Raw genomic sequence first — 18,069 nt, forward strand, 5'->3', positions numbered from 1 at the left:
TCATAGCTAACGCCTCGATGCTTCTGCAATCCAGAAAAAGTGTAGGCTTTACCCAACTGAGTGCCACTTAAAGCGACCCCATCTAAATTGTAAGAAATGCCTTTACTCAAGCCGATTCCAGTTCGAGTCAATCCGACTTGCACCTCTACGCCTTGTTGCTGCAACCGCTCAACGAATTCTGGCATACTTGGGTTGTCTTGGGTAACTTCATCAATTAGGTCTTGTAATTGCACCCTGACGCTCTGGTTTCCCTTGCTTTTTAATTGCCTGTGTTCTCCTGTAGTCTGAGCTCGTTTGTCTGTTTCCCAACTGGGTGTAACAGTTTCCAGGCTGTAGTTCCGTTCGAGTTGGCGAATAGTTTCTTGGCTTTTGTAATAATCCCAGCTATCGTCAACGACACCTCCATCTAGACAAATGCGACTGGCGACGATGTGAATGTGGTCGTGTTGTGTATCGCTGTGCTTGACAACTGCGTATTGGTTGTTGTCAAATTCCATCGCTTTCATGTAGTTGGCTGCAATCGCCAGCCAGCGTTGGTCATTTTCTTCAGAATCTTCTAGTTTTTCGGTGCTATCGACAGATAAAGTGGCGTGAAAAACTGCTACTTTCAGGTTAGGTCTTAGTTGTCGGGCGATCGCAAATTCAGCAGCCAGTTCTTCAGGAGTTTGTCCGCACATAGTACCGCCAATTAGAGCGGCGTCTTTTTTGCCCAGCACGTAGTTCAGACAGCCCCGAAAGCCTGTACCTTTAATTTGTTTGCCAATCATAACCGTTTCGCAGTAGGTTTATTACATCAATTTCTCAGGCTTGTTAAAAATTAGCGGACTGTAGAATTGGTAAGGTTTGCAACTATTGCTTTAATTGTAGCTTGGTTCTCTCGAATGAGTTGCTGTACGCTTTCTAAGAGTCCTTTATTGACAACAACTGGTTCTCCCAATGCCACAGCACTATTGCAAGCTTTAGTAATTTGATTGAGGTTGTTTCCTGCAATCCTCAATTGGGTATCAATCTTGCACAAAACTTGATAGGCTTTCAAGTCAAATGCAGCTAGAGGGCGTGGCATGGTTCTCCTCAAAGCTGCACGGCGCATGAAGTCGCTCATGCTTAAATTTACTTGCTCTGCTCTTGCTTTGATTTGATTGTAGTCAGAGTCAGTTAGGCGAATGTGAATATGGTTGGATAGCAGCTCTCTAGGTTTGACGGACGGTAAAGTCTTCATAGTTTTTAATCAGTAAAAACCTCTTACCAAGATACAAGTTAACAACTGTAATCGACAAGCGCTATTCAGGTGATTTTATCCCCCCCAATTGGAGAGGGCTGTTTAGACAGTTTATTAAGGTAGAGACTGAGTATAATTTTCTTTATTTGTATAGAATAGTGGATTTAGGTGCGATCGCACTTGAATAAGTGATGAGCTTGTTGAATTGCTTTTGAAGCATTTTCTCCCTCTAATTTCTTAGAGCTATAGAATATTCAGCTTAAATCGTAGTACAAATAGTTACAGTTGTCATTAAAGCTAAAGAAAGTATTAAACCCGACCTTACGGTTAGGCTTCCGTAAAAGGAGGGTGCATTATTTCTCTTCCTGCACGTAAAAGTGCGGTTTGTGATCACAAAACCATTGCTTGCTACTAATCAAGAACAGCCAAAAGCAGCCTCAACCAGCAAAGGCAGTCTCTGCACAAAAAAGCAGTAATTTGACCGAAAAAGTCAGGCATTTGCAGGATATTTACAGGGATTTGCAGGTAAAGTGCACCCCCTGCAAATACCTGCACTTGCCTGACTTTATACTGCAAATCCCTGACTTTATACTGCAAATCCCTGACTTTAGCTGACGCAACAATTAGCTAATTTTTTAGCGTTTTTAACAACAAGTGGATTGACTTAATAGTCAAGTTGTGGCATCGGAATTGAATAAAAAATCAAGTTGAGCAAGTGTGAGAAAATTGGCAGGTAGCTAAAATTTATGAAGTGATTTTGTAGTGTAGTACCCACTATGCCAGCAATAAAGCTGAGGCTGGACTATCTGGTTTTTGCGTTCCGTTGAGGCTGTTCGCGAGTGTAAGGCTTACCTCGATCGAGTGTCCGCTGCTGTCTATTGCTAGCAGTTAACTACTAAACTACCATCGCCAGCCTTTCAATTCTTTGCAAGAGCAAGCGAGTGCGACCTGAATTTTTAGCAACGGGTGAGAGGAAAGCAGGCGCGATTTCGCACAGATTTGCAAGCTCGGCTCGAAACCATCCTGATAAAAATGCTTTCACTTCATAGTCAGCTTGTTGCACTTCCTCGAACAAACTAAAACGCCCGTCAAGCAGTGCCACAATGTCTTCAATATCAGAACTAAAATAAAAGTTACCCCCGCCTCTACCCATGAAAGCTTCTATTTTGGAAGCGAGGAGATAAGGCGTTGAAAAAATTAGGATTTGCCTACCACTTGGAAGTTGGTAGCGAATAGAGTTAGCAATGCCCGGCCTGTACCAGCGATTGGAAAACCCTAATACAGAGGAGTCGCACGGCATGACATCAATTGAAATGCCCTCATACTGCCAGCGACATAGGGGTGCACCTGATTCTGTAGTCTCTTGAAGCCCAAGGGTTCGCAACAAGTTCGAGAAGTTGTAATATTCAGCTCTGGACATGATTTCGACAACACAATCAACATCATCGGTAGGTCGAATGTCAGGAGCAGCCACTTCGTCCAGATACAGGGATATCGTTGCTCCTCCTGTGAAGACGATGGTAGTGCGTACTTGAGAGAGTATCCGGGCGACTGTTTCCAGCATGAATATCTGCTGATTCATAGAGCGACGATCCTCTTTTCAAGTTCGCTAGCGGCTAAACGTTGCTCCCGCACCCGACCAACTCGAATAGCGTCAATCAAGCTGAGCAAGGCGTAGAGTTCTGGATCGTTACTGGCAGCTTGGGGGACTGAGCGGTACAGAGGCGCGATTGCCTGCCCTCTCACGACACCTTGAGGGTCAGGCCAGACGTAAACCTCAGACGGTGAGGCAACCAGCTTGCTTTTCAACGGCTCAGCAGAATGTGCAGTTGGCAATCCCCGCGAGAGGGGGCCTGGCTGGGCGTAGAATACATAGCGCAACCCGTGAACCAAGAATTCCAACACCGCTTGCTTCAAAATTTTCCGCTCGGAGCCATAATACAGACCCGCAGCTTCAGAACGCTCAAGGGCAGCATGAACTTCTGATGCGCTCATGCCCAAGCTTTGAGCGAGAGAACTGTACGTCCAGTTCGTTGAATCCCAACTGTGGACTTTGAGTATTGCAAGGATATCTTGGGGTTTTAGCATAGCGGATGAGCGAGCGCATTGTTTCCTTTATTCTATATTCGCGAATAGCGAATAATTAAGGTGTGGCGACTTTAATTTACTGCGAGGCGTTCGTTGAAGGGCAATCGCCATGTAGCCAATACAGCGCTCGCCCCGGCCGCTTGAAGCCGTTGTAGGTAGGAGCGATCGCACTATAAGTTTCAGAAAACTTAGCCGGAACTTTCCTTTACCGGTATCGGTATAAATATATCTCCCAACATTGCTATTGCTACGACTGTTCCTCACTTTTTTTCCTAGCTTCCTATCAGGCATAAAATTTAGTTTACAAGAGAGCGAGTGAGGTTCGCTCCGCTAAGCGTGCGATCGGGACAGTTGGGGCAATTGACGCCGATGCTGTCACAAGGGTCTCCACAACAGCAGGAGCAATGTTCGTGCAATCAGCACAGTTGGATATCGGGTAAAAATCAAGTCGCTTGACACCTAGGATGCCCCATTCATCAGGGTGTATTATTTTTTTTCTGCACGCATTAATCATGGTTTGCGATCGCAAAACCATTGCTTGCTACCGATTGAGAACAGCCAAAAGCAGCCTCAACAAGCAAAGTCACGAAGAGCACAAAAAAGCAGTAATTTGACCGAAAAAGTCAGGCATTTGCAGGATATTTACAGGCATTTGCAGGTAAAGTGCACCCCCTGCAAATACCTGCTTTCCGCCTGACTTTATACTGCAAACGCCTGACTTTATACTGCAAATCCCTGACTTTAGCGCTCCACAACAATTAGCTATTTTTTAGCGTTTTTAACAACAAGTGAATTGACTTAATAGTCAAGTTACGGTATGGTAAGTTGAATTAAAAATCAAATTTCAGAAGTGCGAAAAAATTGGCAGCGTAGCAGCCGTTATGTCAGCCTTGGCAGTTGCATAAATTGCTGTTGTCGGACTCGCGCTTTGCAATCGGCTAAACTGTTGGTATGAAGGCAGGTTAAGAGCAGACCCTAATACGGTGTCTTAATGGCGAGAGCGTCTGTGATCGTTGCAATTAGGTCAAGGAAATCAAATTTACCCATCTAGGACTTAGAAGTGCTACTGCTAGGTCAGGAGATGAGACAGACGCTAGAGAGTTGGCGATCGACCTAACTAGGACAGGATGCGGAATGACTGCCAGGTTTTGTAGCTACCAAAACGCCTGTCATTAAACTTCAGCTTTTCGCTCGCAGCCTGCGTGGTCTCAACTTGTGATCGAAATTCCACCAACTGTTGAACCTGTTGAACCTTCAGCTTTTCGCTCGCAGCCTGCGTGGCCTCAACTTGTGATCGAAATTCCACCAACTGTTGATTTTGAGCCCGTACCTTTTCTAATTCGTTTTCGTGCCTAATTTTCAGAACGAGGTTGCTTGCATCTGCTGCACGTACACTGCTGGGAATGCTGGTTCCCAGGTCTAGAGAGACGGCGATGTGTGTCTTGTTAGTAACCATTTTGTTGATGTTTGTAATTTTGTTCTGTGTTTAATATCAACAAAGATTTATCAGGATAGGGCTTTTTCCTAATATCGAAGCGACGCGCGAGCAACCAGACACTCATTAGGCGACCGGCTCACGCGCTGCCCGTTGTGCGGATGGTTTCTAAGATGGCCTCGACTGTTTCAGGGGAATACTTCGGCATTGAGTGCGCTAACGATATGTGTGCCCATATTAGCCCACCGGCCCCGGCTTTCTGGGGAGTACCCATCTCTAGTGGGGTGCCGGTGTATCCCTGTAAAAATTTGCAAGATTGGTTTGCGCCACCTCATCTGCCGGAAACAGGCTTTCAATCCGCAGTTCCTGCAACGTGATGTCATGAGGAGTACCTAACGTGGCGATCGCCGAAAATAAGTTAAGGCTCAGTCCGTCTTTGACAAACTGTACCGTCAACAAGGGTAGTTGCCAGGTGCGGGGTAGAGATTGCTGCCACAAGCGGGGGGCATCTGGATAAGCTTGTAGTTCTTGAAAAAGAGCCATAGATTCGTCGCTATGTCCATCGACGAACGCTTCTCGATACACCCGTTGCATCAGATGGCTAGCAATTTCTTCCCAATTCCCCACAAACGGCTTGAACCCTTGAGGATGAAACATCAGCCGCATCAGATTAATCCTGCCGTTGATGCAGAAATGGTGTTGCAGCTTCTCTGGATGAACTAACCAATTGGTAAGCTGTTGCGCGGCTGTATTGCTCTGGATTAAATTCCAATAACGATCCATTACTAATGCCGGATAGGGTTCTTGCTGGCGCAAGATAAACTCTATGGCTTTGCGGATCGGTTCAACTTCAGGCGCTGATAAATCGCTTTGGGAATAAATCGGCGCAAAGCCCGCCGCCGTGAGCATGATGTTTTGATCGCGCAGAGGAACATGTAGCACAGCCGCCAGTTGCAGTACCATATCCCGGCTGGGATTAGCTCTGCCTGATTCTAAGAAGCTGATATGCCGCTGAGAGACATTGCCAGCTAAAGCCAAATCGAGTTGACTCAAACCGCGTTGATTGCGCCAGTGTTTGAGCAGATTCCCAAAGGATGCGTCTCGGTTTGGAGTTGATTGCGTTGAGGTTGAAGCGCTCGCCATTTTACTATCCTTATTACCTCGTAGGTAATTGTTTATATTATCTCGGAGGGTGACAATCAGAGCAACAGGGTTGATGACGAACTTTTACGCTTCGCCAAACCAAGTCCCTGTTGAAGTGCTGATAACAAAAGGAAAGTGAACCTATGTCCAATGCAACTTATCTACAGCGGCAACTACCTACATCCAAAAAATTTCTGTCAACCCAATCGCTTTATCTGCTGCTAACGATTATTGGTGCGATCGCGCCTTGGAGCTTTCTGCTGAAGTTCTTTCTCCAGAATGGTCTTGATCTCGATTTATTTTTCCAGAATGCGTTCGCTAATCATGTCGCTTCTGCCGTAGCAATAGATTTGCTCATTTGTGCAGATGTCTTCTTCTGTTTTTCATTTATTGAGCTAAAGCGATTAGGTTTGTCTCGTCGCTGGTTGTTTGTTTACGTTGTCGCTACTTTTGGCATTGGTGTATCTTGTGCTTTGCCTTTATTTTTATATTGGCGCGAACGAGCGTTAGAAACCCTAAAGTTTGAGCATTAAGCTCTACGTAAAGACTTTCTGACTACAGCTCCGCGTTATCGTCTTACCAACAGTTTTTATGGTCGAGTAAAGGGAGTAATAATGGAAAGAAGAAGGGGAAGAAAACCATGCTTAAAAACCTAGGATTGAAGGAGCGACTTATCAAAGATAATTGCACAAGCTATAGACCCTAAAAAATCATGTGTGGTCAAGTTTGAAAAACCTCTTTGTATCCGTTGGCTAGCTCAAACTCCAAGGGTGGGAGAAGATAAAGTTCCGCTTTTATGTATATGCTCGCAGATGGTAATGCAGGGATTTTGATCTATTTCACCTGTTTTTCCTGCACATTACTACCTTTCTTCGTCCGAAAACCCATACAGTGTTTACTTGAACCACTTATTGAGCAAGCCCTAGTTAGTTAAGTATATTTGTCCATCATACCATAAATGTGCAACGCCCAACGCCCAAGTTCTAGGATGTGCCGATTACTCCATGATTCATGGCATCATTCATCAACGCCGCATTTCTTTCTCGAAATCGCAGTGTGAAAATGCTACCCGTACCCAATTTACTTTGCACAGTCAGGCTACCGCCATGTGCTAAGGCTATAGCTTGCGCTATCGCCAATCCCAATCCCGATCCGCCAGTAACGCGATCGCGTGAACTGTTAACTCGATAGAAACGGTCAAAAATTTGCTTTTGATCTTCTGCTGCAATCCCACACCCTGTATCTTGGACATGAATCACAACTAAATGGTCAGTTTTTTCTAAAATAACAGTTACTTGGCCACCAGGTGAAGTGTATTGAATGGCATTGACAATTAAATTAAAAACTAAGCGATAAAGCTGGTTAGAATCACCAATAATAGTCAAGGGCTGATGCACCGGCAATTCCGATGTTAGCGCTACCTCTCTGGCGATCGCCATTGCTGCCAATTCCTCGACTAAATCGCTAACCAAGTCATTTAAACAACACAATTGATGGCGATCGGGTATCGGTTGATTATCCATCCGCGCCAACAGCAACAAATCAGCCACTAACTGAGTCAATCTGCGGTTTTGACGCTCTACAGTTCGCAAAATTTCCCGTGCTTCTTTTTCATCCAATTCAGACATTAACAGCCCGGATTCTACTGTCGCTTGGGATGCCGCTAAAGGCGTCCGCAATTCGTGGGCAGCATCCGCTGTAAACTGTTGAATTTGTCGGTAGGAAGCATAAATTGGTTTCATTGCCAATCCTGCCAGCCACCAACTAGAAAAACCTACCAAGATTAACGCAGTAGGCAATCCCAACTTTAAAACTAATCTGACTGTACTGAGATAATCGTTGAAGTCTTGCAAGCTCCGCCCCACTTGAAAATATCCCCAACTTTTCTGATTTTGAGTATGCAGTGATACAGAAATTTGATGATAAATATTGCCTTTGCTGTCAGTAATTGTTTGCCAGTGTTCTGAGTTAAAGGTCGCTAGCAATTCTTTGGGATAAGCGCCTGCTGTAGCAATCAAATTTCCTGACTTATCAAATAAACGAATATAGTAATGGCCTTGGTTGATAGCGCTTAAAGTATGGCGGCTGGGCAACTGTTCTTTAATGTCGTTAACTCCCATTAGGCGGAGGTTGGGCAAAAGTTCGCTTACTATTGGCTCTAAGCGTCCGGGCTGCTGCAATTTGATTTCTAGGCTGTCATGTAGCGTTCCCGCTACCGATTCTAATTCCCGGTCTAGGGCTACCCAGTGAGCGTGGGCGATCGCCTTATATACACCAAATCCCAACAAGCTTAAAATCAAACCCATTACTGCTGCATAGGAAATGGCTAATTTCCAGCGAGTCCGATTAAATAGTTTATTTTGATTCATCTTCCTAAGTGGTAATTGGTAAGTGTTAAAGTGTTAATAGCTAATTGGTCAGGGCATAACTCTAATTTATAGCAGTAAATCTTTTTAAAAATTGAGCAACAAAAGATAGCACTCTTCAGACTTTTTTAGCTTTTAGCCTTTAAGTAAGAGCAAATTTTAAATTGCAATTTTCTCGAATTTATTCAAGTTAATTGCAATTTAAAATCCCTAACTGCCAGCTACCTTTAGTAGGTTTGAATTAAAACTGTACCGAGTGGTACTTCTGCATTTATTCCCACCATTTTACCAGAGATAGCATAGCCCCAATTCCGACTGTAACCAGGAGTGTATATGCCCCGCATATCAATTGATATGGTGGTATCAGGAGAAACAGGTTGGGAGAAAACTACTGTGGCTTTTCGGTTATTAACAGAAACTTGAGACTCGATTTTTTGACCAGATTGATTTTTGACCTCAATTCCGCTACGCATTTTCACATCATCCGGCAAATCAATTGCAAGTGCCGAAAGAGCTTTTCCCTGAACGTGAACTTCAAAATGATGGGTAGCACCCTGAAAGCGAGCGTTATTGGGATGGGCGCCGCTGTGTACGAGGTGAGAAACATTAGCATTTCGCATGGCTCCTCCTGCAAGAGTAGTCGGGGCATTAAATGCTAGCACAAAGGTGAATGCAGCAGCGTAAAGTAACTTTTTCATGGCGATGCTCCTCAAATAATTAACTCAATGGACTCGGCATTAATTGGTTTAAAAGCCCTGAAATAAATCCAGGTCAGATGTCAGTCGTTTAAAGACTCAACCTTCACAAGCATTTACCAACGCGGGAGAGTTTGAATATTGGCCGTACCAACTTTACTGTCTGAACTCTGACCCACTTTCTTGGCATAAACGCGGTATATATAATTACGCGGGTAGATTGAAGCCTCAACCTCAAGCATAGAAATTGTCAGCACAGTCCCGGCAACTACAGGTTTGGAGAAAACTACCGTTGCTTTTCCACCTTTAACAGAAGTTGTTGCCTCAATCTTTTCACCGGATTGACTGCTTACTTCAATACCCTTGATTCGCAGTGATGGCAACTGAATTGACAGTTCTGAAATGGCTTCTCCCTCAACGTGAACGTCAAAATCGTGGAAGGCTCTCCAAGTTGGGTAGTCAGGATAGGAACGGCCTCCGACAATGTGAGGAGATTGGGAATCTCCCGGTATTCCTGTTGCTTCTGCTGCGGAGATAGAAGAGGTAAGAATTAAGGCAAATGCTGCACTAATACTAATTAATTTTTTCACGACTGCACTCCTTGAAAACTAACGTTTGGCTTATTTCTTAGTTTGATACGTATGGATGAAATCAGGATGAAAGATCGGCCGTAACACCTGATTTTTTTATTGATAGCTACGAACCCGTGCTATACCGAGGATAATGTCTGTATTGTCGCCAACTAATATAGCAGTAAGTTGGTACATCCAAGCGTTAGAAACTCCAGAAATTATTACTTTATTCATGGTAATTTTGATTGTGTTTTCGGGAGAAAGAGGTTGGGAGAAGGTTAGTATAACTTGATTGCTGTTGACAGAAACCTTAGTGTCAATTTTTTGACCTGAATCGTCAGATATACTGATATCATCCCTGACAGTTAACCCCGCAGGAACGCTAATTTTTAATTGAGAAATAGCCCTAGTTCCTTGAGGAATGTGCAGCCGGAAAGTATGCCTGACGATTCTTGCCTTAGTTTCCGGAAATTGTACTGCACTATCAATGTGAGGAAAATTCTCGGCGCCTGTTCTGGTGCTCGCATGGACAGCAGGAACTAAAACTGTGGCTGACAGAGCAAATACAGCACCGTAAATGAGTGTTCTCATAGTTTTGACTCTCTAGGGAATTAAGTACAGTACGCCAACCTACTTCAACATTCATATTTGAAGAGTTAGCTTCTTATTAACTAGATTGACAGCTAATTATGAAATCAAGATGAAATATGAACCAGTGAGAGGTGAATTTTAATAGCAAACAAGCGCTTTACTCTCTTACTTGGAAATGAAATGAACCCAGAAATTTCCATCTGCCATACAAACGCGACGGATTAAATCATAGGAATAGTGAAGATAAGCTCCATTGGCGTTGTTGTTATACCCGCTAGCAAACCATTCTCCATAAGGATCGTGAACAATCAAGCCAGTTTCGTCATATCCAACTACGGGCAGAATATGACCGAAAGAAGTAAAATAGCCATGTATGACAGTTGGGTTTCCATCTACTAACCAATCTTTAACTTCCTCAAATGTCGCATTCTCTTTAAAGGTATCTTGAGCACCATACTCTCTGACAATTTTTGCCAAGTCGTAGGGGTTCCAGCGACTGTAACCTTTGTTGAGTGCATATTGGTAGAGTTCGTCCTCAAATTGACCGATCTTGTCCCGGCGCGGTTTGTTGAGGAACTGCAAGCACATTGCCATTGATGTGACATTGCAAGCACCAGTCGGATTATAGTAATTATCCAGTTGGTACTTGTAAGGAAAATTAGCAAGTTGAAAGCTCTTAGGCTTAGTTTTTGGATAAATTACCTTTCCTTCTTGTAAAATTTGGACGTGCGACCTATAGACATACCAGATTTGAGAATTTTTAAAGGAATCTTTTCGGAAAGCTACTCGGATGTGATCGCGAACCATTTCATAAGAGACAAGCTCCAATACTTTCCCCGTTTCAATTTCTTGTTTCTCTGCATCTGATAAATTTAACGCATAGATAGGTCTAGCCTTGAGAAATGTCTCCTTAACTATCTTGAGGACAGGAGGTGGAAATTTGAGATCCGATGGCTTGGCTTCAATAAGTTTCTCGGCTGTTTTTGCTCCGATAAATCCTGGTTCATCAGTGCACTGAATCAGCTTGTGAAATCGATTGAGAGCCGCAGTAGAGACTGCACTAAAGATGCCGTTGGCTGGAGGGTCTAGCAAACCTAAGTCGATGAGACGAATTTGGATTTGGCGAGTGAGCTCTTTATCGGCAGCGATCGCCTTTACATCCACCTTCTTATTTGTTCCTACAATGTTTTGGAGTTTCATAATTAATTTATTGAATATTGGAACTAACTGTTTCCAGACAAGGTGAGTATTACAAATCCCACCTTGCCGAAGCGTGATTAATTAAGCAGCAGCACTTGCCATATCGCGACATTCCGCAGCACAGCCCCGACAAGCTTCAGCGCATTTTTGACAGTGTTCGTTTTGATGTTTCTCGCACTCGCTAGCGCAAGCTTCGCAGATATCCGCACAGACTTTACCGATTACCTCTGCAAAGCACGAACCGCGACTCCTAAAACTAGCGCAAGTCCAGCAGATGTTTGCACAATCTCGGCAGAGTCGGCGGCATTCTGGCATTTCTCCGATGCAGAACTCAGCGCATTTTTCGCATTCAGTAGCGCACTGAACCACTGTATCGCAATAGGATGGGTGATAGTGTGGGTGTTCGCTCATAGGTAAAGATCCCTGAAAAGTTTAATGTTTTAAATCATTGAGCCACATTTAACTCTCCTTAACTTCACATTGACATTACGCAATGAAATCAGGATGAAATTGTTAAACCCATTTTCCACATCTTCCAGCGCCTCTGCCCCAGGGATGTGGCGTAAATCCAGATTAAATTCCCAGAATGTACTGACTGTAATTCTTGGGTAAAAGTTTTTGCAACAGGTAAATAATCCCAAAACAAACTAGCAAATCTACCGTCACTAAAACTCCGAGCTTGAGCAGGGGATCGGGAGAATACATAAATTTATAAGACGCTAAATTAACATAGTTTACTACCATCACATCTAGCAGGTATATAGGAAAGGAGTAAGCCGCCAATATTTTGACTAATTTCGATAGTTTACTGGGAAGTATGATGCTTTGAGAAAATGCCAATATCGACAGTACGAACAAAATTGCGTATCCTTGAGTAGATAGTTTAAAAAACGATCGGGCAAACCAGGCATCCGAATTCACTTCACTGAGTAGGTAAAATTCCCAAATACTCGCTAGATAGAACAAGATAGTTGCTGCTAAAATAAGCATTCTTTGGCGCTGAAGGTATCCTTGAATGTTGTCATAGCAACTGCCAAGAACTAAACCAGTGGAAAACGGCAAAATCCAACTAAAAATCCAGCGCTCTATCAGCGGTATAGGTATGGAAGGTAAGTATTTGAGAGCAACTAAGTAAAAGACTATGGTAAAAACTATTTGAATGGTGAAACCCAAAGCAAAAACTTTTCGGGGTTCTAAGAATCTTAATTTAACTAGAATCCACCACCACAAATAGCATTGAACAATCACAACTATAAAGTAATAGGGGGGCAGCACGGAACCCGTCAGCACATCTCTAACTAATCCAAGTAAATCAAATCGTTTGAGGTTGCCCAAATTATTTAAAATGTAGAAGGCTACTGACCAAAAAAGATAGGGCGGTATAATTCTCGACAGCCTTTTCTTTAATATCAGCGTCGGGTTATTTTGATTTTCAAGCTTGTTGGTAAGAAAAAAACCGCTGATCAGTAAAAATGCAGGTACGCAGAAAAGCTGGAGTGTATCGATCGAAATAAATAGAATTCTGCGATCGGGTAATGACAAAAAACCAGCATGAATAATCACAACACTGACGATCGCCAAAGCTCTGATTAAATCGAATTCAGCAAACCTAGTAGATGCTTTTTGCATTGTAAAAACAGGGGTAGTGATGGTAGCCACACTCGGCTGCAAACGATATTTGTCAAGGGTTTCAGTCTTAAGTTGACACCTGCGGGCAGTGACGTATCCCTACTGCTTGGCGGGTGCAACACCAGAAACGTTACATTCTGATTAGACAGCGTTTAACCGCGCTCAACTTAAGGTTTACATTCCTAAATGAAATCAGGATGAAAATTTTAATATTGATGCGACTTATAGTGCAGGTAAATAGCTCATCTCTGACAGCAATCCGGTATGCTATCATAAAATTGCCGAATTACCCTACTGTGAAAATGACAGAATGAAACTTATAAAAATGAGCGAGCAAAAATTAAAAAACCCAATTCTCCTATGGATGGGTATGGGGATAGCAATGCTGGCGTGTTGCCTTGTGCCTATGGCTGCTTTCTTCTTTCTAAACGGAAGTTGGCGGGCATTAGTTGGTCACGACAACAAACAGCCCGCCAGCAACCCGTCAACCAGTCAACCGCAGATTCAACCTACTAAAAAGTCTACCGAGTGAAGGTGAATCGACCGTCTACCTTTTGACCGTTAATATCAGCAGTAATCTTCATCTGATACTGACCTACAACTTTTCCAGGCAGGAAAGCTGTATAGTGCTGGTCTTTCTGGTCATAAGTGAAGGTAACAGTCTTTTGAGTGCGATCGGGCATCTGAATTTGACCGGTTATCTTCGCATTAGGTATTGTCTGGTGGTTGTCGCCTCTTTGCAAATAGAAATCCAGGTGAGTTTGAGTGGCTTCTTTCTCGACCACCAACTCTAAATGATAAGGCCCTGATTCAACGACTTGACCGCCTTTGTTTTGAGCGGCGGCTATCTCTGTTCTTGTAATGGGTTTTGAAGACGAGACGGCAGAACTGTTGGCTGAAGTAGCAGCTTGGCTGTTGTTACTTCCAACTCCCAAAAATATTAGCCCCACAGTACCCAGAATAATTAAACCTGACTTTACTGTTTTCATGGTCTTTCCTCGTTTGATTAGGGATTTTGTACTCTTATAAATTTCCGAGCATTGACTTTCATTAATGCTAGAGCATCTAAATGATTATTCCTTCTATTCCTCGCTCAACCGGATAATCTTGGTAATTTAGACTATTCATTTTGCGAGAAAGCTGTGCTGCTTATCCTGTGTTTAAATCATTTTAGGGGATTTCCGATCAATTGTAAGAAAACTTGCATTCTATTGATTGAAGCTAAAACGACCGTCAACTTTTTCTCCGTTAATATCCGCAGTCACCTTCAGTGGATAATTTCCTGCATCTTTGACTGGAAATACAACGGCGTAATGTTTGCCATCAGCATCGTATTTGAAGTCCAGCGTTTGCTGCTCTCCATTGGGAGACTGCACTTGTGCCGTCACTTTTGCATTAGGAATGGGTTCGTGGGTATCACCTTTTTGCAAATAAAGATCTAAGTGAGTTCCGGTATCCTCTTTCAGAGTTAAAAGTTCTAGGTGGTAAGGTCCAGACTCGACAACTTGACCTCCTTTAGATGGTTTGGGAGGTTCGGTTTTAGCAGATGCTGCAGGAGAAGCGGCCGGACTGGAAGTATTAGGTTGAGAGGCAACAGGAGCGGATGTTGGGCTGCTGTTTGGGCCGGTTCCTTGGTCGCTTTTGCTGCAAGCTCCCAAAAACAGCAATCCGACACTGCCTAGAATAACTAAGCTTGACTTGAGCGCTTTCATTCGATTTATTTTTTGGGTACAATGATTAGAATATGACACCCAAAAATGAAATCAGGATGAAATCTTCAGATTTTCCTACAGGTATTCGGATTGTGACCTCGGAAATTCAATATTTTTATCATTTTTAATCTTCCCCCCCTTGACTCTATAGCCGACTTGAGGGTTTATGCTATATATAGTTTTCCAAAGAAACTTTTCGATCCTAGATTCCCAGGTAAAAATTCATGATTAAAGCAACTCAGACTAAACGCTTCACTCTTGCAGCTTTGACGGCAGTTCTCCTGACAGCAGGTACAGCCGCGGTTGTCTTTGCCGCCGGCCCCTGTACTACTCCTACGCCTGACTGCCCTCAAGCTAATTGCGATAAATAATCCTTATTTTCCCACTGCGTGTAGATTCCATCGCGAATTTTTCGCCGGATAAGCAAGAGAATATCCGACAGCAGCACGATCTCAATTTTGAGTGGCTGCTGCTTTTTTCTCCAATATTCTTCTTGACAAGATAGAGTATTTTATCGAAAACTTGGATGACTATAACCACTAGACAAAACTGAAAGTGGCTATCACTATAATGATTGGGTTCCAACTTGCCTAAAACTGCTATGAAAAAATTGGGAATAGAATCCTTAGAACAGCAGCTACTAAAAAGTCGTTCAACAATTATACTTACTCACATCAAATCTGGTAGCTAGTTTTCTAATTGCTCTTTTACCCTGCTTCTCGAATAGTGCGATCTTGCTTGTGTGCAGACTACATATAGTGTGCACACAAGTAAGTCCTGAGATAGTATAACACCCTGGCGGGGTGAGAACCCCGCCAACTGTAATCGACAACTAAAGCGATGGCGATGGGGAAACTAATGATGATGCCAAGAAGTAAATACTGATTAGCTATCTCTCAAAATTTTGATGGTTTACTCCATGCGATCGAGGATGTCTTACGCCTTGCGTCCGGCACAGCCTTGGCGGTTGCTATAATTGTTTGCGTAAATTGAACGCGAGACAGGATACTTCTATTGTTAAAGAAATAATCATCGCGCTCGCAGCCGCAATTGCACCCGATGCCCCAAGCTGAACTGCACCGAACGCAACTAAAAGCAATATAGTCGTGCCAATCCAAGTTGCATAATTCAGACCTTTGGTTTGACCTGCCCCGACCAAAAAACCTTGAGTAGCATTTTGCACCGCCACCAGAAGGGGTACAAACGCGCACAACAGCAATACGGGACGGATACTCTCAACCAGGGCTTCATCGTTGCCGATAAAACTTTGCACAACCTGCAACCCAAATGGCGTTGTACTACCTAAAAACAACAGTAGCGAACAAAATCCACCCACACTGAGGGCAAATGCAATTAATTGGCGATCGCTCACTTGATCTCGATTTTTGATAATCACCTGCTGCACCATGCGAGTCGCATTGGCAATCACCAAAACCAATCCCCAAGCCGCAGGCCAAGCCGCCAATGCAATATTAGCGTCTTGGGCGCGGGCAATAATTCCCACCAGGACAGCACGTCCACCCCAGACTACCAGCATTGAAGAGCCTAATGGCCAGTAGAAATTCCACACACTTTTGAGATTGGTGGGTAGCTTTAACTCAGAATCAATTGTTCCAGGCGAACGAGTGGCTCCTAGTCGCTGCGCCGCAATGGTTACAACCAGCGCCTCTGAGAGAACCCCCGCGATCAAAGCAGTCCCCGCCAGCAGTGCGCCTGACATTTTCAACACAAATCCGCCCCATAACGTTAGGGCTACAATTAACAAACGAACCATGCTAGCTTTGGCAACCGCCTGAGAATGACCTGTGTGGATGAGCAATCCTTGAAAATAACGCCGCCACGCGATCGCCAAAGGCCAGAGAAACATTAACGTCAACACAGTCTGCACCGTCTGCCGCAATTGGGGTGGAATTCCTAACAGCGTCCCCCCCAGCGTGGCGAAAATAAACGGCAGCGTCAGCAGCAACAGTAACGCACTCAGTCCGCCGCCTGCTAAAAGCGTAAATCGCCACAAGGCGCGACGCGATCGCCCATTCGGTGCAAGGGCATTCGAGGCGTGCAGAATCATAATAATCGGACTTTCAAAAAAGACCGCGAGGGCTTTGGCAATGCCCACGGCTGCCAAATTCACCCGTGCATCGGGTAAATGAGCTAGGGCAGCCGTCATCATCGGATCGCCAAAAGCCATTGCCACATCGCTGAGGGAGAGGGGAATAAATTGCCGCCATAAATCTAGCAGACCGATTTTAGACGGACTTGGAGAAGCCTTTAAGGTCATTGTTTATACAGGTTGTTGCTGTCGCACGAGGGTAAGAGGGACGCTTTGAAGGGCGTTAATTGTAGCGGTGAGGGCTTTTTGTTCCAAGATTTCAATCCCTTGCTCGGACAGCCATTCTGGATTGTAGACTGTTTCGAGATAGCGATCGCCCCGATCCGGGTTCAACAGTACCATGCGTTGAGAATGGCGATGCTGCTGGCTGTAAGCTAGGGCAGCGGCAACGATAGCGCCTGTGGATGCTCCTAACAACAAGCCTTCTCGACGTGCCAGGGCATGACAAACAGAAAAGGCAATGCGATCGTTCACAGAATACGCTGCATCCAGTGCCATTGGATCAAAATTGGGCGGTACAAAAGATAACCCCAATCCTGTCATTTTATAGGGGTGAGACGGCGTGCCAAAAATAGCCGAACCTGCCACATCTACGCCGACAATTCGAGTTTGGGGATGACGCTGTTTAAAATATCGGCTAATTCCCGCCAATTGTCCCGCCGTACTAACGCCAATAACGATAACATCTGGTGCTACGGGAAAAGCCTGTTCGATTTCGCGAGCAGTAAATTGCTCGTGGGCAGTTGGGTTTTCGGGATTGCGGTGCTGGCAAGGATACCAGGCACCAGGAATGGTTTCGGCGAGTTCTTTGGCTTTTTTCATCCTCGCAACTTGCATCGATCCATTGGCATCTGCCGCACTCAGGGGGACATCTACCAATTCTGCTCCATAGGCAGCCAGCATTCGCCGAATCGGGGGCGGTGTTTTACCATCGATGACAATCATCACGCGATAGCCTCGCGCTGCACCAATCATTGCTAAACCAATGCCGAAATTACCCGAACTAGATTCAACAATTGTGCCGCCGGGGGCGAGTAACCTGGTACGTTCTGCGTGTTGAACCAGACATACAGCATTTTTCTCTTTAATGCTGCCACCGGGATTACAGGATTCTAATTTGAGATAAAATTCGTGATGCTGACAGAGTTCGCTCACGCGATTGAGACGAACAATGGGAACCTTTCCAATTGCCTGGGTGATATCGCCAGCTAGGGATGATTTCAGCGCTGTTTGTAGAAGTTGAATCATTGATTTAGATCCTTCAAAATACACGGTAGTTAGTCCTGGTCATCTATCTTGCTTGCCTGCG

The 18,069-nt window shown here is 44.3% G+C and carries 20 protein-coding genes; 3 read left to right on the top strand and 17 right to left on the bottom strand.

Features of this window, described 5'->3' with window-relative positions; translation table 11 throughout:
* The 6 genes from QUB06_RS01420 to QUB06_RS01445 form a co-directional block, all read right to left on the bottom strand.
* The coding region (locus QUB06_RS01420) for a relaxase/mobilization nuclease domain-containing protein (protein WP_333433922.1) at positions 1–767 on the bottom strand (767 nt) is incomplete at its 3' end.
* 50 nt (positions 768–817) lie between these two features.
* On the bottom strand, positions 818–1,219 hold the full coding sequence (locus QUB06_RS01425; protein WP_333147757.1) for a plasmid mobilization protein: 402 nt from the start codon (positions 1,217–1,219) through the stop codon (positions 818–820).
* 895 nt (positions 1,220–2,114) lie between these two features.
* Entirely contained in the window at positions 2,115–2,801 is a 687-nt protein-coding gene (locus tag QUB06_RS01430; RefSeq protein ID WP_333147759.1) for a hypothetical protein, read from the bottom strand.
* Positions 2,798–3,307, bottom strand: coding sequence for a hypothetical protein (locus QUB06_RS01435; RefSeq protein ID WP_333151769.1), 510 nt, complete (start codon positions 3,305–3,307; stop codon positions 2,798–2,800). Before QUB06_RS01435 ends, QUB06_RS01430 begins: the two co-directional genes overlap by 4 nt.
* Before the next feature lie 1,117 nt (positions 3,308–4,424).
* Complete coding sequence (locus QUB06_RS01440; RefSeq protein WP_333142746.1) at positions 4,425–4,763, bottom strand: hypothetical protein; 339 nt, start codon at positions 4,761–4,763, stop codon at positions 4,425–4,427.
* Between the two features lie 255 nt (positions 4,764–5,018).
* On the bottom strand, positions 5,019–5,885 hold the full coding sequence (locus QUB06_RS01445; RefSeq protein ID WP_333142747.1) for a helix-turn-helix transcriptional regulator: 867 nt from the start codon (positions 5,883–5,885) through the stop codon (positions 5,019–5,021).
* Positions 5,886–6,028: 143 nt separating this feature from the next.
* Here QUB06_RS01445 and QUB06_RS01450 point away from each other — a divergent pair, with 143 nt between their 5' ends.
* On the top strand, positions 6,029–6,418 hold the full coding sequence (locus tag QUB06_RS01450; RefSeq protein WP_333142749.1) for a DUF2834 domain-containing protein: 390 nt from the start codon (positions 6,029–6,031) through the stop codon (positions 6,416–6,418).
* 450 nt (positions 6,419–6,868) lie between these two features.
* Here QUB06_RS01450 and rppB read toward each other — a convergent pair whose 3' ends face one another.
* From rppB to QUB06_RS01485, 7 genes are all read right to left on the bottom strand, one after another.
* Positions 6,869–8,254 (bottom strand): two-component system sensor histidine kinase RppB, encoded by a 1,386-nt coding sequence (gene rppB / locus QUB06_RS01455; protein WP_333370046.1) that lies wholly within the window; start codon positions 8,252–8,254, stop codon positions 6,869–6,871.
* A gap of 224 nt (positions 8,255–8,478) precedes the next feature.
* Entirely contained in the window at positions 8,479–8,949 is a 471-nt protein-coding gene (locus tag QUB06_RS01460) for a DUF2808 domain-containing protein (protein WP_333348472.1), read from the bottom strand.
* 113 nt (positions 8,950–9,062) lie between these two features.
* Positions 9,063–9,536 (bottom strand): hypothetical protein, encoded by a 474-nt coding sequence (locus tag QUB06_RS01465; protein ID WP_333348470.1) that lies wholly within the window; start codon positions 9,534–9,536, stop codon positions 9,063–9,065.
* Between the two features lie 96 nt (positions 9,537–9,632).
* Positions 9,633–10,109 (bottom strand): DUF2808 domain-containing protein, encoded by a 477-nt coding sequence (locus QUB06_RS01470; RefSeq protein WP_333348468.1) that lies wholly within the window; start codon positions 10,107–10,109, stop codon positions 9,633–9,635.
* A gap of 165 nt (positions 10,110–10,274) precedes the next feature.
* Positions 10,275–11,309: a C39 family peptidase gene (locus QUB06_RS01475; RefSeq protein WP_333433923.1), complete on the bottom strand. Its 1,035-nt coding sequence runs from the start codon at positions 11,307–11,309 to the stop codon at positions 10,275–10,277.
* A gap of 81 nt (positions 11,310–11,390) precedes the next feature.
* Positions 11,391–11,720, bottom strand: coding sequence for a four-helix bundle copper-binding protein (locus QUB06_RS01480; RefSeq protein WP_333370042.1), 330 nt, complete (start codon positions 11,718–11,720; stop codon positions 11,391–11,393).
* Between the two features lie 162 nt (positions 11,721–11,882).
* A complete protein-coding gene (locus QUB06_RS01485) occupies positions 11,883–12,938 on the bottom strand; it encodes an acyltransferase (protein WP_333433924.1) in 1,056 nt (351 codons plus the stop codon).
* Between the two features lie 310 nt (positions 12,939–13,248).
* Between QUB06_RS01485 and QUB06_RS01490 the strand changes: the two genes are divergently transcribed.
* Positions 13,249–13,470, top strand: coding sequence for a hypothetical protein (locus QUB06_RS01490; RefSeq protein WP_333142756.1), 222 nt, complete (start codon positions 13,249–13,251; stop codon positions 13,468–13,470).
* Here QUB06_RS01490 and QUB06_RS01495 read toward each other — a convergent pair.
* Both QUB06_RS01495 and QUB06_RS01500 read right to left on the bottom strand, forming a co-directional pair.
* Positions 13,460–13,927 carry a hypothetical protein gene (locus QUB06_RS01495; protein ID WP_333142757.1) on the bottom strand — a complete coding sequence of 156 codons (468 nt, stop codon included), beginning with the start codon at positions 13,925–13,927 and terminating at the stop codon, positions 13,460–13,462. The two genes, QUB06_RS01490 and QUB06_RS01495, sit on opposite strands and share 11 nt — an antisense overlap.
* Before the next feature lie 219 nt (positions 13,928–14,146).
* Positions 14,147–14,650, bottom strand: a complete 504-nt coding sequence (locus QUB06_RS01500; protein WP_333433925.1) for a hypothetical protein — start codon at positions 14,648–14,650, stop codon at positions 14,147–14,149.
* A gap of 224 nt (positions 14,651–14,874) precedes the next feature.
* Between QUB06_RS01500 and QUB06_RS01505 the strand changes: the two genes are divergently transcribed.
* Entirely contained in the window at positions 14,875–15,021 is a 147-nt protein-coding gene (locus QUB06_RS01505) for a hypothetical protein (protein WP_015211800.1), read from the top strand.
* A 599-nt stretch (positions 15,022–15,620) separates the two neighbouring features.
* Here QUB06_RS01505 and QUB06_RS01510 read toward each other — a convergent pair.
* Both QUB06_RS01510 and QUB06_RS01515 read right to left on the bottom strand, forming a co-directional pair.
* A complete protein-coding gene (locus tag QUB06_RS01510; protein WP_333433926.1) occupies positions 15,621–16,928 on the bottom strand; it encodes a hypothetical protein in 1,308 nt (435 codons plus the stop codon).
* A gap of 3 nt (positions 16,929–16,931) precedes the next feature.
* The gene (locus QUB06_RS01515) at positions 16,932–18,008 is read right to left on the bottom strand and encodes a cysteine synthase family protein (RefSeq protein ID WP_333142760.1); all 1,077 of its coding nucleotides are present in this window, start codon (positions 18,006–18,008) and stop codon (positions 16,932–16,934) included.
* Positions 18,009–18,069: the final 61 nt, after the last annotated feature.

The sequence above is a fragment of the Microcoleus sp. D2_18a_D3 genome (assembly GCF_036702455.1).
Taxonomy (GTDB): Bacteria; Cyanobacteriota; Cyanobacteriia; order Cyanobacteriales; family Microcoleaceae; genus Microcoleus.

Coding starts and splice junctions, on each gene's coding strand:
- QUB06_RS01425 (WP_333147757.1), bottom strand. CDS start 1,219: ATGAAGACTTTACCGTCCGTCAAACCTAGAGAGCTGCTATCCAACCAT.
- QUB06_RS01430 (WP_333147759.1), bottom strand. CDS start 2,801: ATGAATCAGCAGATATTCATGCTGGAAACAGTCGCCCGGATACTCTCT.
- QUB06_RS01435 (WP_333151769.1), bottom strand. CDS start 3,307: ATGCTAAAACCCCAAGATATCCTTGCAATACTCAAAGTCCACAGTTGG.
- QUB06_RS01440 (WP_333142746.1), bottom strand. CDS start 4,763: ATGGTTACTAACAAGACACACATCGCCGTCTCTCTAGACCTGGGAACC.
- QUB06_RS01445 (WP_333142747.1), bottom strand. CDS start 5,885: ATGGCGAGCGCTTCAACCTCAACGCAATCAACTCCAAACCGAGACGCA.
- QUB06_RS01450 (WP_333142749.1), top strand. CDS start 6,029: ATGTCCAATGCAACTTATCTACAGCGGCAACTACCTACATCCAAAAAA.
- rppB (WP_333370046.1), bottom strand. CDS start 8,254: ATGAATCAAAATAAACTATTTAATCGGACTCGCTGGAAATTAGCCATT.
- QUB06_RS01460 (WP_333348472.1), bottom strand. CDS start 8,949: ATGAAAAAGTTACTTTACGCTGCTGCATTCACCTTTGTGCTAGCATTT.
- QUB06_RS01470 (WP_333348468.1), bottom strand. CDS start 10,109: ATGAGAACACTCATTTACGGTGCTGTATTTGCTCTGTCAGCCACAGTT.
- QUB06_RS01475 (WP_333433923.1), bottom strand. CDS start 11,309: ATGAAACTCCAAAACATTGTAGGAACAAATAAGAAGGTGGATGTAAAG.
- QUB06_RS01480 (WP_333370042.1), bottom strand. CDS start 11,720: ATGAGCGAACACCCACACTATCACCCATCCTATTGCGATACAGTGGTT.
- QUB06_RS01485 (WP_333433924.1), bottom strand. CDS start 12,938: ATGCAAAAAGCATCTACTAGGTTTGCTGAATTCGATTTAATCAGAGCT.
- QUB06_RS01490 (WP_333142756.1), top strand. CDS start 13,249: ATGAAACTTATAAAAATGAGCGAGCAAAAATTAAAAAACCCAATTCTC.
- QUB06_RS01495 (WP_333142757.1), bottom strand. CDS start 13,927: ATGAAAACAGTAAAGTCAGGTTTAATTATTCTGGGTACTGTGGGGCTA.
- QUB06_RS01500 (WP_333433925.1), bottom strand. CDS start 14,650: ATGAAAGCGCTCAAGTCAAGCTTAGTTATTCTAGGCAGTGTCGGATTG.
- QUB06_RS01505 (WP_015211800.1), top strand. CDS start 14,875: ATGATTAAAGCAACTCAGACTAAACGCTTCACTCTTGCAGCTTTGACG.
- QUB06_RS01510 (WP_333433926.1), bottom strand. CDS start 16,928: ATGACCTTAAAGGCTTCTCCAAGTCCGTCTAAAATCGGTCTGCTAGAT.
- QUB06_RS01515 (WP_333142760.1), bottom strand. CDS start 18,008: ATGATTCAACTTCTACAAACAGCGCTGAAATCATCCCTAGCTGGCGAT.